Raw genomic sequence first — 16,421 nt, 5'->3', positions numbered from 1 at the left:
GATATGGTTAGTTAAATTTAGTAACCATATATCGATAATCTAAACCAGTTATTAGCCTTATTTTCTTTATATGAATAAGAAACGAATTTCTTTTCTGAAAAAAATACTTCGAGTGCTACTTTGGTGCGTCATTACATTAGTAGCATTATTGTTATTAATTACAATTTTAATTCAGGTTCCGGCAGTACAAAACTACGCCAAGGATAAGGCAATTACTTATTTGCAAAAAAAAATAAGAACCAAAGTAGCTTTAGATAGAATTGCCATTAATTTTCCTAAAGAAATCGTATTAGAAGGTTTTTATTTTGAAGATCAAAAGAAAGATACTTTACTTAGCGGAAAACGATTAGAGATAGACATTGATTTGTTTAAACTCATAAGTAGCGAAGTAGAAATAAATTCTATTTCGCTTGAAAATACAACAACAAATATTTCCAGAAACAAAGACGGAGTTTTTAATTTCGATTATATAATTGCAGCATTTGCTTCCAAAGAACCAGAACCTGCAGATCCCAATAGTAAACCTTTTAAAATATCGGTAGTTAAAATCAATTTGGATAAAATCAATTTTAATTTTAAAGATGATTTGTCCAAAAATGATGTTCGTGTTAAACTAGCTAATTTTCAAACAGAATTTAAAAAATTCGATTTGGATAAAATGGATTTTGATATTCCGAATATAGATTTAAACGGGTTAAAATTAGTTCTAAATCAGGATTTAGTAGAGAAGATAGCCGAAACATCAGTAAAAACCGTAGATACAATTTCGAAAAGACCAGATTTTAATTTAAAACTAAATAAAATCAGCTTGGCTAAAATCGATATTTCTTATGACAATAAAGATTCTAAACTCGCTTCAGGAATAACTCTGGGGAAATTACAGTTACTGGTTAATAAATTAGATTTAAATAATCAGTTGCTGGATTTTGATACTTTCGAACTAAAAGATCTAAAAGGAAATCTACAATTAGGCGTAAAAGACAAACAACTTAAAACGCCCGATTTAGATTCTACAGCTATTCCTCAAGCAGGCTGGAAGTTAAAACTGAAGTCAGCCGATATACAAAATATCGCTTTTAAATATGATGATATGCAATCAAAACTTACTAAGAAAGGGATTGATTATGGACATCTTGATTTGGATAATTTTAATTTAAAAGCCGAAAAGTTGTATTATGCAAATGATACCATTTCGGGGAGCGTAAAATCATTTACAGTAAATGAAAAAAGCGGACTTAAAATCCAAACGTTTAAAACAGATTTTTTCTATGGGCCTAAAAATGCATATTTGGATAATCTGTATTTAAAAACACCACAAACTTTATTGCAAAAGAATATTAAAGTTGCCTATCCATCAATCGCGGCGGTAACTAAAAATATTGATAATCTTAGTTTAGACGCCAATTTAAGTCAGGCAAAAGTTGGACTTAAAGACATATTGCTTTTTGTTCCAGATTTACAAAATACCAATCCGTTTAAGAGCAATCCCAATGCAGTTTTATCTATAAATGCACGAGTAAGTGGGAAAGTAAAGGATTTAGCAATTCCGCAGTTTGAAATGAGCGGAATAGGAACGACAAAAGTTTCTATTTCAGGAAAAATTACAGGAATGCCAGACGCGCAAAAAGCATATTATGATTTAGATATAAAAAACTTTGTGAGTTCATCCAAAGATGTGATTTCGTTTGTGCCAGCAGGAACAATTCCAAAAAGTATACAGTTACCTTCTCAATTTAATTTAAAAGGAAAATTTAAAGGTTCAGTCAATAATTTTAAAACTAATTTGGCGCTAAATAGTAGTTTCGGAAATGCCAAAGTAGATGCTTTGTTTGACCAACGAATTAAAAAATCTGAGAAATATGATGCTACAATTTCTTTTTCAGAATTTGATTTAGGTAAACTAATAAAAAACGATTCATTAGGAAAAATTACGCTTAAAGCAAAAGTAAAAGGAAAGGGACTAGATCCTAAAACGGCACAAGCACATTTGGACGGAATTGTACAAAAAGCAGTATTTAATAAATATACCTACCGAGATTTAACTTTAAAGGGAGAGATTGCCAAAGGAGCATTTGCAATAAATTCAGGAATTAAAGACCCAAATTTAAATTTTGGTTTAGTTGCCAACGGAAAATTTGATGATAAATATCCCGCAGTAAAATTAAAATTAAACCTTGATATTGCCGATTTAGAGAAACTAAATCTTCATGCAGGCCCGATGAAAATTAGAGGAAATGTTGATGCAGATATTGCCAATAGTAATCCTGATTTTTTAAACGGAAAGGTTTTCTTGTCGAATATTCAGGTTTTAAAAGAGGCACAACCAATTGTATTAGATTCCATTAAAATTTTGGCTTATGCCGATAAAGAAAAAAATAATATCAAGGTAATATCTCAATTCCTGAAAGCAGAAGTTGATGGGAAATATAAACTCACAACATTATCGGCAGCATTAAAAAAATCGCTATCAAAATACATGGATTTGCAAGTTCCTAAAACCAAAGGAGATTCAGATGAGCAGCGATTAACATTTAATTTATCAGTAGATAGTGATCCATTACTTTTTCAATTAGTTCCAAAGCTTAAAGGTTTAGAACCTATTAAAATTACAGGAAAATATAATAATGTAGCAGATTCTTTAGAGATAAAAGGAACTATCCCTAAGATTATTTATGATACAAATACAATTTCGGATGGTAAGATAAATATAGAAGCAAAAGAGAATGCGCTAGAATATCAGGTTTCTGTAGCTCCGGTAGAAAGCGGAGAATTTAAAATCCCTTTTGTTAGTTTATCAGGTAAAATCGAGAATAACATCTTAGGGTATGCATTACAAATAAAAGACAAAGAAGATAAAGAACAGTATTTTATTAAAGGCGAATTGCTTCATGAAAATGCTAAAAACACTATAAAATTTGATTCAGATAATTTTGTATTGAATTATGATAAATGGAATTTAGATCAGGATAATTCTATTGAATTTGGAGATAAGAGACTTTACATTAATAAGTTCTTTTTGAGCAATTCGGGTAATGAACTAAAAATTCAATCACAAAACGACGGAAAGAACGCACCTTTACAAGTCGATTTTGTCAATTTTAAAATTGAGACCATTTTAAATATGGTTAAAAAAGATGAATTATTAATGCAAGGATTGATTGATGGTTCAGTTTTGGTCGAAAATGTAATGACAAAACCAACTTTTACTTCCGATCTAAAAATAGTTGATTTTGCTTTTAAAGGTGAACCAGTTGGTAATATTGGTATAAAAGTAGATAATAAAACCGATAATTTATTAGCAGCAAATGTTACATTAACAGAGAATGGAAATGACGTAAACCTAACAGGTAATTATAAAATCGATGATAGTACTTTTGATTTTGATATAGCCATCAATCATTTAAATATTAAAAGTATTCAAGGTTTTAGCATGGGTAATGTTACCGATGGCTCTGGTTATTTATCAGGAAAATTTAAAATTACTGGTAATGCCGATTTATCTAAAGTAAATGGAGAATTAGATTTTAATGACGCTGCTTTTAAAGTGACGAAGTTTAATTCTATTTATAAAATAGCCAATGAGAAAATAAGGTTTGAAAACGAAGCGATTGTTTTTGATAATTTCTCTGTTTATGATGAAAACAAGAATGAATTATTTGTAAATGGAAATATCAACTCTAAAGATTTTAGAAATTATGATTTTGCTTTAACCATAAAAGCAGATCAGTTTAGAGCCATTCATTCTACAGAAGCTGATAATGATTTGTTTTATGGAGATTTATCATTAGATGCAAATCTAAATATAAAAGGAACATTAGATAATCCGGTTGTTGGAGGAAATATAAAAATTAATGAGGATACAAAATTTACAGTTGTTATGCCTCAATCAGACCCTTCGATTGCCGATAGAGAAGGAATTGTAGAGTTTGTAAATGAAGATAATTTACTACTGAAACAAACTGCTGCGATGGAAAGCAAACTCAATCAATCGAAACTGATTGGCATGGATGTGAGCGTTGCCATCTCTGTAGATAAAAAAGCAGAACTTACATTGGTAATAGATAAAGGCAACGGTGATTATCTGAGATTGCTTGGAGAAGCAGATCTTATTGGCGGGATTGATCCATCTGGAAAAACTACACTAACAGGGAAATATGAGTTTAGTGAAGGTGCATATGAGATGAGTTTTAATATGATAAGACGAAAATTTGATATCCAGAAAGGAAGTTATATTTTATGGACTGGAGAGCCTACAATGGCAAATTTAAATTTAACAGCTATATATAAAGTAAATACTGCGCCGATAGACTTATTAGGAAACCAGTTAGGAACTATCCCAGCAGCAGAAAAAAACACATACAAACAAAAAATTCCGTTTCAAACTTTATTAAAGATGAACGGAGAATTGATGAAACCTGAAATCTCGTTTGATATCGTTCTTCCAGACGGTAACTATGATGTCTCATCAGATATTATAACAAAGTCTCAGGCAAGATTGCAACAATTACGTCAAGAGCCATCCGAATTAAATAAACAGGTATTTGCACTTTTACTCTTGAACAGATTTGTTGGTGAAAACCCTTTTGCAAGCGAAAGTGGTGGTACAAGTGCCGAATCTATGGCGAGACAAAGTGTGAGTAAAATACTTTCGGATCAATTAAATAATCTGGCAGGAGATTTAATAAGTGGTGTTCAATTGGAATTTGATTTGGAATCTACAGATGATTATACTTCGGGAACCAAGCAAAATAAAACAGATTTGAATGTAGGAGTTTCTAAAAAACTATTAAACGATAGATTAAAAGTAACCATAGGAAGCAGTTTTGGACTAGAAGGACAAGATAACAATGAGCAGGATACTAATATTGCTGGAGATGTTGCTATAGATTACCAACTTACCAAAGACGGACGATACATGGTTAGAGCATATCGTAAAAACCAATATCAGGTTGCTGTAGAGGGGCAGGTTGTAGAAACTGGAGTTGCATTTATTATTACGATGAATTATAATAAGTTTAGAGAATTATTTCATCGTAGTGAGAAAGAAAAAGAACTGATTAAAAAAGAAAAAATACGCAAAGAAAAGGATAAGCAAAAAGAGAAAGAAGAGAAAAAGAAAGAAGAATTAGATAATGAACAAGAGCAAAAAACGTAGTAATATGGAAACTAAATATCTAAAATATTTTATACTACTTTCTTTGTTTTTTGCTTTAGGATGTAGCAATACCAAATATTTGCCAAAAGGCGAATTATTATATACAGGAGCTTCGGTAAAAGTAGAAGACACCATTCTTACAAAGAAAGAAAAAAAAGAACTACAGACTGAGCTAGAAGGTTTACTACGTCCTTTACCTAATAAACAATTTCTGGGATTGCGTCCTAAATTATGGATATACAATGTGGCTGGGGAACCTAAGAAAAAGAAAGGAACAAGATATTGGTTAAGAAATAAAGTTGGAGAAGCACCTGTACTTTACAGCAAAGTCGATTTAGATTATAACTCGGCAGTGTTGCGAAATTTTATTGAGAATAAAGGTTTCTTTAAAGTGAGGGTTAGTGCCGATTCTACAGCAAAAGATAAAAGAGCAACAGCAGAATATACTGTTTTTCCTAAACGACAATATAAAATTAAAAGTGTTACGTTTCCTGATGATTCTTCGGCTATAGCCAAAGAAATAGGAAAAACTAGTCGCAGATCATTATTAAAAGTTGGTAAGCCATATGATTTAGACGTTATAAAATCCGAGAGAGAACGTATTGATTCCCGATTAAAAGAAAAGGGATATTATTATTTTAATCCAGATTATATCTTGGCACAAGTAGATAGTACCAAAGGAGATTATGAGGTAAATATAAAATTAAAAATAAAAGGTGAAACACCTGCCAAAGCCAAAATTGCTTATAAAATTAATGATATAGTAGTGTATCCTAATTTTTCGATTTTAAAAGATAGTGTAGCTTATAAAAAAGAAGACATCTTAAAATACAAAGATTTCACGATTATAGATTCTACAAATACATTTAGACCAAGAGTATTTGACAGAGCTTTGTATTTTAAAAAAGGAGATTTTTATAATCGATCAGATCATAATCTTTCCCTTAATCGATTTGTAAACTTAGGAACATTTAATTTTGTTAAAAATGAATTTAAAGAATCCGATAGTATAAAAAATGCTCTCGATGCATATTACTATTTAACCTTATTGCCAAAGAAATTCATTCGAGTTGAGGTTTTAGGAAAAACCAATTCGGCTAGTTATACAGGTTCAGAAATTAATGTAAACTGGAATAATAGAAATTTACTAAGAGGAGCCGAATTGTTTACCGTATCCATATTTGGAGGAGCCGATTTTCAGATTTCAGGACAAAATAAAGGAAATAATATCTACAAAGTAGGAGGAGAAGCCAGTTTAACCTGGCCAAGATTAATTACGCCTTTCAATTTCCAAGGCTCTAGCGAGTTTGTTCCTAAAACAAAAGCGACTTTAGGATATGAATATCAAAACCGAATAAATCTTTATGCCTTAAATTCTTTTAGAGGGTCATTTGGTTACTTATGGAAAGAAAATATTCGTAAAGAACACCAACTGGATATTATAGAAGTTAATTATGTAAGCCCAAATCATGTAACGCCTTATTACTTACAACAAGTTGCAGAAGATGAATCATTATCTAAAGTACTCGAAAAACAATTAATCTTTGGACCTACGTATTCGTATACTTATACCAATACTATGCGAAAAAGAAAAAAGAATACATTCTATTTTAATGGAGAAATTGATCTTGCAGGTAATATTACAGGCTTGGTAACAGGAGCTAATGTCAAGAAAAACGATACCATAAAAATATTTGATGTTCCTTTTAGTCAATATGTTAAAGTAAGAGCCGATTTTAGACATTACTTAAAACTAGGAAAAGAGAGCCAATTAGCAAGTAGGATTATTGTAGGAGCTGGTTTGCCTTATGGAAATTCCTCTTCTTTACCATCGATCAAGCAATTTGTAGTAGGAGGAACTAATAGTATTCGTGCCTTTAGAGCACGCTCAATAGGACCTGGTAGTTTTAAAAGTCCAGACACAACAAGTACATTTTTGCCAGATCAATCAGGAGATTTAAAACTAGAGTTTAGTACAGAATATAGAGCAAAGCTTTTTAGTATAGTAAGAGGAGCCGTTTTTCTAGATGCTGGAAATGTTTGGTTGGTTAATAATGACCCAAATAAACCCGGAGCAAAAATCAGTAAGAACTTTATGAAGGAACTTGCAATTGGTGCTGGAGCAGGATTACGTTTTGACTTATCATTCTTGATATTAAGAACCGATATTGCATTTCCGTTAAGAATACCTTATTTACCCGAAGGACAACGCTGGGTAATAGATGATATTAACTTTGGAAGTGGCTCTTGGAGAAAAGACAATTTAATACTCAACATCGCGATTGGGTATCCTTTTTAAGGATATCCCAACATCAATTTAGTAGTTAAAAATGTAGTTTTGTTAACATAAAGAGTTAAAAAAGCACCGTACTATTAACATCTATACCTTTAAGTAATTGGACGTTTGTTTTTAATAAATTAGATAAAAGCAATTTTTTAGATTTATCCTTATTACCGCTTATATCTCTGATAATTCTGTAAATATATCTTTTGGTGATATATTTAATTTTTCTGCTAGTTTTCATAATTAAGAGGTTTATGATTTGTTATCTAAAGTTACAAAAAATAACTTTTGGATTCATCAAGTTATCCTAAGAAATTTTGTGACTTCGAACTATTATGTAACTATTCAAAATAAGAGATTTTTTTCTATCGACGTTATATTTATTTAACGGTGTTAGAATTTTACAATTCAATTAACAATTAAAAGGTTATTAATGTCTAATTTTGTAAAAAGATTAATTAAACATGAACAATAATATACCTATATCCTTATTAGAATTAGCATTTATTACTGAAGGTAGTAATGCAGCAGAAACTTTTCAGAAAACTAAAGAGCTTGCTCAACTAGCTGATAGTTTAGATTATAACCGATTCTGGCTGGCCGAACATCATAATATGGCACATGTAGCAAGTACCGCAACCGTAGTCTTAATTGGTTACATAGCAAGTCAGACTAAAAACATCCGTGTAGGTTCGGGCGGAATAATGCTTCCCAATCATTCGCCACTTATTATCGCGGAACAATTTGGAACGTTAGAAACACTTTACCCAAACCGAATAGATTTAGGGTTAGGCAGAGCACCAGGAACAGACTCGTTAACAGCACAAGCAATCCGAGAGGATTTTTATGAGCAATCACAGAAATTCCCAAAAAATGTACAAGCAATTCATGATTATTTTTCACCAGATAATGCTTCCGCAAAAGTACGAGCATTTCCTGCAGAAGGGGCAAATGTACCAGTTTGGATATTAGGATCTAGTATGGATAGTGCTGCTCTTGCTGCTGCAAAAGGATTACCGTATGCATTTGCAGGACATTTTGCACCAAAGATGATGTTGCAGGCATTTGAGTTTTATCGCAAAAACTTTATTCCTTCAAAATATTTGAGCAGTCCTAAAACAATGGCTTGTGTAAATGCGATTGGAGCAGATACAAATGAAGAAGCCGAAATTCTCTCGACTACCTTATATCAAATGTTCTTAGGATTGGTTCGTAATAATAGAAAACCAATGCAACCACCACTTGAGTCATTAGATGGATTGATGAGCGAAGAAGAAAAATTTCATGTAGATCAAATGACAGCTTGTACTTTTAAGGGAAGTAAAGAGAAATTAGAAAAAGATTTAAAGCATTTTATAGACTATTCTGGTATAGATGAATTGATGATTACAAGCCCAATTTTTGACCATCAGGATAAAATGAAAAGTATAAAAATTCTTAAAGAGGTTATCGATAACATCAATAAAGCATAGTGATGCTTTCTGAAAAAATCACTAAATTGGCTTCATAATAGCCATCATTAAAACATAATTATGTTGAGAAGAATTTTAGTCGGAATCGTAATCATAGTCGGAATTGTCCTTGCATTTAAGTATTGTGAATTCAAGAAAGACGATTCGACAAGTTTGGATTATAATACCAATTTAATACAACAACAAATTGTAAACGTTGGGAAACTGGTAGTTACCGAAGGGCATTTCTCTGAAGTAGTAACCTATAAAAACTCAAATAAGTATTTATTAGATATGATATCTTTCGAGAAGAAAGCATTGATTATTGTAAATGCAAACGTTACTGTTGCCTACGATTTGCATAAGATGAAATATGAAATCGACGAAAAAAATAAAGTCATAAAGATAGTATCGATTCCAAAAGAAGAAATTACAATCAATCCAGATATTCAATATTATAATGTAGAGCAAAGTCAGTTAAACGAGTTTACAGGAGATGATTATAATAAAATAAATAAATCTGTAAAAGCAAGTTTAGCTAAGAAAATTGAGAAGTCTTCGCTTAAAGCAAATGCACAAAACCGATTAATCAGTGAGTTGTCTAAAATTTTAATCCTGACAAATACAATGGGTTGGAAACTACAATACGACGGCAAAACAATCCAAAACGAAACTGATCTTAGTAATGATTTGAAGTTGTAGGTTTTGCTAAGGTTCAAAGTTGCAAAGGCTTAAAGATACAAAGGTTTAAAGATACAAAGGCACAAAGTTTTCTTGCAATCTTGTCTTTCTCTCAAACTTGTCTTTCCGAGGAACGAGGAATCTCCATGAGTAGCTCCATAAACGTAAGACACTTTGTGTTAGTTTCTAGCGGAGATTCCTCGTTCCTCGGAAAGTTTATGGATGAAAATGTTTCTAACACTTCTCTTTATCAAAAATCAGATCCAAACCTCCTGAAATTAAATGTGCAACTTCAGGTCTTCTTGTTTTTAAATTTTCAAGATTTGCTAATACTTCCTGTAATAATTGAGGCTGATTACTATTCTTTAAAAGCTCAGCTATTTCTACAGATAGTAACCAATCATTAGGATGATTTGCTTTGATTTTTTCGAATATAGAAGTTAGTAAAGTTTCATGAGAATTAGTTTCTCTTATAGTTCTAACTTGTTGGTATAATTCTTCTAGTTCATCACGTTCTTTAGAATGCTTGGCTTTGATGGTTTTTGTTTTTGGAATAGAATCGACTAAATCAAAACTATTTACATCGGCAGGGCCAGAAAAAGCAGAAACTACTTTTTTGCCAATTGCCATATCATAATTACCCCATTCAGGTTTAAATAAAATAGTATCTCCGTGAGTTACAGTACAGTTTTTTAAACTGATTAAAATAATCTCACCGTGTAAATTTCTAGACCCAGTAATAATTTCACCTTCTACAATAACTCCACCTTCAAATTCTAGTTTGATGGTTTCGTTTTCGACTATTTTGTAAGCATTTAAATCCATCGGACTCATATCTTCAATAGCCAGATTAAAGCCTTTTAGTTTTCCGATAGGACTACCAAAACCTTCAGGATGCGTTAAAATTCCGTGTCCAACTAATTCTTTTTCACGGTAAGATAATGCTGTTTTTCCTGTTGTTTGTACGTAAACGGGTTTCCCTTCTGCTTCAATAACATTAGTGAAAACTCCAGAAATTTGTAAACCTGTACTTAGTTCTATTGTTCCTAAAGCATTTGAGTTTATTAATTTTTGAATGCTGGAAATTCCTCCCGTACGCAAAGCCATTTTATTAGCAAATTCTTCAAGAACAAGATTTAAATGGGCAAAAGTAGGCGTAACATATAGTTGAGGTTGCAATTTTGTAATATCAAAACTCTGGTTTGCTGCCGAGATATCGTAAGGAATTTTAGTTACGTTATCGGTCATACACCAAGCGCTTTCTCCAATTGATGATAATAAACCAGCGCCGTAAATCTTAGGGTTTTCGACTGTACCAATTAAACCATATTCAACTGTCCACCAGTGTAAGTTTCTTATTTGTGCCATTTCAGACAATTCGCCCATATTGTTTTGCAAATCTTCAACTGCTTTTTCAGCTTGATCGATATCGGCTTGTGGAGTACCTTCGGCTTCTTTTAAAATCGAAAGCAATCGAATCGCTTCATACATTTGGTAATCTTTATGCGAAGAAATGGCTTTGCAACCAATTTCGCCAAAACGACGCAAGTATTCAGCATATTCAGGATTAGCAATAATAGGAGCGTGACCAGCACCTTCGTGAATAATATCGGGTGCAGGAGTATATTCAATATGTTCTAGCTGACGAATATCCGAAGCAATTACCAAGACATTATATGCCTGGAATTCCATAAAAGCATTTGGCGGAATAAAACCGTCAACGGCTACAGCAGCCCAACCAATTTCGGTTAAGATTCGGTTCATGCCATACATACTCGGAATATTATTGATTTCGATTCCAGTTTTCTTTAATCCGTCTAGATACGAATGGTGAGCAACTTTAGATAAATAGTCAACATTCTTACGCATTACATATCTCCAAACCGCTTGATTAATTGGCGTATAATCGCTGTAATCTTGAGGTTTAATAAATTGCTTTAAGTGTTTAGGTAATCTGTCCAATAACGGATTTGTTTCAATAGTTGGGTTCATTTCGAAATCGTTGTAGTTCTTCTGCGAAATTACGAATTTATGAAGCTATTTTTAGCTTTATTAGTAATTTTTTGTGTTATCATTTAGACAGAAAATTTGGAGCCTATTTTAGGTTCTTAATTTCTTTATCAAAATCAGACATGATTCTTTTGAGTTTTACAAGGTTTTCTATATTTTGGCAGTTAGTTGTATTTTGGAACTAGCTAATTTATATTAGAGCTATTTATGAATTTTTTCCAGCATTCCTAAAATATTCAATTTTGTAATTGAACATATATGCCATATTAGCTGCTCGTACTTTTGCTTCTTCAGCAACAATTCCGATGAAAAGACCATCTACAGTTTTTGTGAAAATTTCCATCCATCTATTAAAATGGGATTGATCAACAGGTAAATGTTTGTGTGGAGGAAACGGACTTCCGGAATAAGTATGTTCTTCTAGCAAAATTGTTTGCCAGAATCTATACATCTTCTCTAAATGTTCTGGCCATTTTTCTTGAATCTTTTCATTAAAAATTGAACCAATAAGTTCGTCTTTTTGAACTTTGGCATAAAAAGTATTCACTAATAGTTTTATGTCTTCGATTGTTGTAATGTCTAAAATAACCATGGCTTTATGTGGAAAAAAATTAAATGCAAAAATAGCATAAAACAGAAGATTTATCTTATATATTTAGTTAAATGAATCTAAAATGGTTCTTAAATAATAGATCATTTATAAAACATAAAATGAAAAATAACGGTATTGAAAAGGATTACTAGATTTTTAAGTAGTCCTTTATTTTTTATCCAATTAACTGCGTATATAAATCTTGATTTTCATTGAGATATTGAAATTCGAATCCCTTGGCAACCATATTGGTTTTAATATTTACGATGTCTTTTTTGTTTTTAAGTTCCAAGCCAACTACCACCGAACCAACTTCTCGGCTGTTTTTCTTGGCAAACTGAAAATAAGTGATGTCATCATTTGGGCCTAAAATATCATTTACAAATTCCTTAAGCGCGCCAGGACGTTGAGGGAACTGAATCATAAAATAATGCATCAATCCTTCGTAAAGTAACGAACGTTCTTTTATTTCGGCAGTGCGCTCTATATCGTTATTACTTCCGCTTACCACGCAAACGACTGTTTTGCCTTTTATTTTATCTTTATAAAAATCTAATGCTGCAATTGTTAATGCTCCGGCAGGTTCTACAACCATAGCTTCTTCATTGTATAAGCGTAAAATTGTTGTGCAAACTTTGCCTTCGGGAACAAGAATAATATCATCTAAGTTTTTGCGACAAATACCAAAAGTCATATCGCCAACTTGCTTTACTGCTGCACCATCTACAAATTTATCAATGGTTTTTAATGGTGTGTTTTTGCCATCAATAATAGATGTTTTCATCGATGGAGCGCCTTTTGGTTCTACCCCGATAATTTTGGTTTCAGGACTTAAATGTTTAAAGACTTCTGAAAGTCCCGATGCAAGTCCGCCGCCACCGATGGGAACAAATACATAATCAATAGGTTCTTTGTATGATTCCAGAATTTCTAATCCTACAGTGCCTTGTCCTGCAATAACTTTTAAATCATCAAATGGATGGATAAAGATTCTATTGCTTTTTACAGCATCTTCAGTTGCAGAGGCATAAGCATCATCAAAAGTATCGCCAATAAGAACAATTTCAACAAACGATTTTCCGAATAATTGTACTTGCTTTACTTTTTGTTTCGGGGTCGTTTTCGGCATATAAATCTTGCCTTTTATTTGTAGTAAATTACAAGAGTAAGCTACGCCTTGAGCATGATTTCCTGCGCTTGCACAAACAACACCTTTTGCTTTTTCGGTGTCATTTAATGATGAAATTTTATTATAAGCACCTCTAATTTTATACGAACGTACAATTTGTAAGTCTTCTCTTTTTAATAAAATAGTCGATTTAAACTCGTCCGAAAGATTAAGGTTTTGAGTTAGTGGGGTAGCGGCAACTACTTTGCTTAGTTGTTCTTTGGCTGTAATTACTTCATTAAATAAATTCATGGTGTTTTTTTGGTTGTTTTTTAAAATAAAAAACCTCCCGATTTGGGAGGTTCTAATAAATTGTATTTTGTTTACTTATTTATATAACACCTCGCCATTATTGCATAATTACAATAATGTTAATAGCGATAATAATGTTATTTAAGTTTTTCATTGTTTATTATTTGAAAAAACAAATGTATTAATTATTTAATAAGAACAACAAAAAAGATTATTTTTTTGCAATTGTAGGTGGATATTGTGCTAATATTTTAGTCACAAAATTGGTTACTATTTTATCTTTTTGCTCTCCACCTTGTTGAGTTAAATAACCTACACCTTCACCTTGCCAGATCATTTCTTTTTTCTTAGCATCGATAAAATCAATGTATAAAGTTCCTTGGGTAGATGTTGTTACAGAAGTTTGATTTCCCATCATTAAGTAAGGATTCCATCCATATCCCCATCCGTAACCCCAACCAGCGCTAAACTGGTTTACATTCACTTCTTCTCTGGCTTTTGTAAAAATGTTTATTAATAAATCTGGATTATCACTTTTAGTAAAACCTTTTGCTGCCATTTGCTCATCGATAGCGCGTAAAATTCTTCTTTTATCTAAATCAGAAATCTCTACTTTATCAATACCGGCTTTAAAATAGGCATATGTTTTATAATTAGTAAAATCCACATTTTTATCATAATCTGAATAGACTGAAACAGAACTACAAGAGCTTAGAATAAAAAGGAATAGAATCGGTAAAATAAATAATTTTTTCATGTTTAAATAATTTAAAAGTTTAATATCGACTTTAATTTAGAATAACTTTTCGTCTACTATATTAGGGATGGTCACTTTTAATAAAGGTTGCGTGTCCATGGCTCTTTTTATTGTAAAAATTGCTTCGTCATTACGAGCCCAGCTTCTTCTTGAAATACCATTGTTAACATCCCAGAAAAGCATTGATGCTAAGCGTTTTGACGCCTCTTTAGATCCATCAAGAACCATACCAAAACCACCATTTATAACCTCTCCCCAGCCTACGCCACCACCATTATGTATAGAAACCCAAGTTGCTCCTCTGAAGCTGTCACCAATGACATTTTGTATTGCCATATCGGCTGTATATCTTGATCCGTCATAAATGTTAGATGTTTCTCTGTAAGGAGAATCTGTACCCGAAACATCATGATGATCACGTCCTAAAACGACTAGTCCGATTTCGCCTTTGGCAATAGCCTGGTTAAAAGCTTCAGCAATTTTTATACGACCTTCGGCATCAGCATATAAAATACGTGCTTGTGATCCTACAACTAGTTTATTTTCCTGAGCACCTTTTATCCATTTAATATTATCCTGCATTTGTTGCTGAATTTCATCGGGTGCAGTTTTTGCCATTTCTTCTAAAACCTGAGAAGCTATAGCGTCTGTTTTTTGTAAATCTTCGGGTTTTCCAGAAGTACAAACCCATCTAAAAGGACCAAATCCGTAATCAAAGCACATTGGTCCCATGATATCCTGAACGTAACTAGGATATTTAAAATCGATATTGTTTTCGGCCATTACCTGAGCTCCTGCACGAGAAGCTTCTAGTAAAAAAGCATTTCCATAATCAAAGAAATAAGTTCCTTTGGCGGTATGTTTGTTTATAGCATCGGCATGACGACGAAGTGTTTCTTGTACTTTTTCTTTGAATAACTCAGGGTTATTAGCCATCATTTCATTGGCAGCTTCAAAGGTAATTCCAACAGGATAATACCCACCAGCCCAAGGATTATGTAATGAAGTCTGATCTGAACCTAAATCGATCTTGATATTCTCCTGATCGAATTTTTCCCAAACATCTACTACGTTTCCTAAATAAGCAATAGAGACTACTTCTTTATTGGCTTTCGCCAAAGAAACTCTTTTTACTAATTCGTCAAGGTCTTCTACAATTTCGTTAATCCAACCTTGTTCATGACGGATCTTAGTGATTTTAGGATTTACTTCGGCACAAACAGTGATACAACCAGCAATATTTCCTGCTTTAGGTTGTGCACCACTCATTCCGCCTAATCCAGAAGTAACAAATAAGTTTCCTTCGGGATTTAGTTTTATTTTTCTGAAACCATTCAATACTGTAATTGTGGTTCCGTGTACGATTCCTTGTGGGCCAATGTACATATAACTTCCTGCAGTCATTTGTCCGTATTGAGAAACCCCAAGTGCATTCATTTTCTCCCAATCATCCGGTTTAGAATAATTAGGTATAACCATTCCGTTAGTTACAACTACACGTGGAGCTTCAGCATGTGAAGGGAATAATCCCATTGGGTGTCCAGAATACATAGTTAGGGTTTGCTCATTTGTCATTTCCGACAAATATTGCATAGTAAGCAAGTATTGAGCCCAGTTCTGGAAAACAGCACCATTACCACCATAAGTAATTAATTCATGTGGATGTTGTGCCACAGCATAATCCAGATTGTTCTGAATCATTAACATAATAGCTTTTGCTTGTTCTGATTTTCCAGGATATTCGCTAATTGGTCTGGCATACATTCTGTAATCAGGACGAAAGCGGTACATATAAATACGTCCGTATTTTTCTAATTCTTCAGAGAATTCAGTTATTAATTCCGCATGATGTTGCGGTTCAAAATAACGTAATGCATTTTTTAAGGCAAGTTTTTTTTCTTCTGCCGAAAGGATTGCTTTACGCTTTGGTGCATGATTTATAGCTAAATCGTACACTGCTTTTGGAGGTAATATAGATGGAATTCCTTGTTGTATTTGTTCTTGGAAAGTCATTTTTATAAAGTTGCTTAGTTGCTAAGATTCTAAGTTGCTAAGGTATTTTAGCTAGATT

General features: G+C 32.5%; 9 protein-coding genes. 4 read left to right on the top strand and 5 right to left on the bottom strand.

Features of this window, described 5'->3' with window-relative positions:
• Positions 1–70 precede the first annotated feature (70 nt).
• The 4 genes from AC3IPI_RS00495 (at position 71) to AC3IPI_RS00480 (ending at position 9,592) form a co-directional block, all read left to right on the top strand.
• Positions 71–5,155 carry a translocation/assembly module TamB domain-containing protein gene (locus AC3IPI_RS00495; RefSeq protein WP_489156428.1) on the top strand — a complete coding sequence of 1,695 codons (5,085 nt, stop codon included), beginning with the start codon at positions 71–73 and terminating at the stop codon, positions 5,153–5,155.
• A gap of 4 nt (positions 5,156–5,159) precedes the next feature.
• On the top strand, positions 5,160–7,454 hold the full coding sequence (gene tamL, locus AC3IPI_RS00490) for a translocation and assembly module lipoprotein TamL (RefSeq protein ID WP_039117578.1): 2,295 nt from the start codon (positions 5,160–5,162) through the stop codon (positions 7,452–7,454).
• 449 nt (positions 7,455–7,903) lie between these two features.
• Positions 7,904–8,911: an LLM class flavin-dependent oxidoreductase gene (locus AC3IPI_RS00485; RefSeq protein ID WP_039111431.1), complete on the top strand. Its 1,008-nt coding sequence runs from the start codon at positions 7,904–7,906 to the stop codon at positions 8,909–8,911.
• Positions 8,912–8,971: 60 nt separating this feature from the next.
• A complete protein-coding gene (locus AC3IPI_RS00480) occupies positions 8,972–9,592 on the top strand; it encodes a DUF4230 domain-containing protein (RefSeq protein ID WP_039111430.1) in 621 nt (206 codons plus the stop codon).
• 213 nt (positions 9,593–9,805) lie between these two features.
• Here the strand turns inward: AC3IPI_RS00480 and AC3IPI_RS00475 are convergent, their stop codons facing one another.
• The 5 genes from AC3IPI_RS00475 to hutU form a co-directional block, all read right to left on the bottom strand.
• On the bottom strand, positions 9,806–11,563 hold the full coding sequence (locus AC3IPI_RS00475) for an aromatic amino acid hydroxylase (protein ID WP_489156425.1): 1,758 nt from the start codon (positions 11,561–11,563) through the stop codon (positions 9,806–9,808).
• 223 nt (positions 11,564–11,786) lie between these two features.
• The gene (locus tag AC3IPI_RS00470; RefSeq protein ID WP_039117542.1) at positions 11,787–12,173 is read right to left on the bottom strand and encodes a group III truncated hemoglobin; all 387 of its coding nucleotides are present in this window, start codon (positions 12,171–12,173) and stop codon (positions 11,787–11,789) included.
• 175 nt (positions 12,174–12,348) lie between these two features.
• Positions 12,349–13,593 carry a threonine ammonia-lyase IlvA gene (gene ilvA, locus AC3IPI_RS00465; RefSeq protein ID WP_489156422.1) on the bottom strand — a complete coding sequence of 415 codons (1,245 nt, stop codon included), beginning with the start codon at positions 13,591–13,593 and terminating at the stop codon, positions 12,349–12,351.
• Between the two features lie 211 nt (positions 13,594–13,804).
• Positions 13,805–14,350 carry a DUF4136 domain-containing protein gene (locus tag AC3IPI_RS00460; RefSeq protein ID WP_039111423.1) on the bottom strand — a complete coding sequence of 182 codons (546 nt, stop codon included), beginning with the start codon at positions 14,348–14,350 and terminating at the stop codon, positions 13,805–13,807.
• Positions 14,351–14,386: 36 nt separating this feature from the next.
• Entirely contained in the window at positions 14,387–16,363 is a 1,977-nt protein-coding gene (hutU, locus tag AC3IPI_RS00455; RefSeq protein ID WP_489156420.1) for a urocanate hydratase, read from the bottom strand.
• Between the last annotated feature and the right edge of the window lie 58 nt (positions 16,364–16,421).

It is taken from the genome of Flavobacterium sp. GL_143, from assembly GCF_057834355.1.
Note: the sequence above shows the minus strand (reverse complement) of the source record. Positions and strands in the feature narration are given on the sequence as shown.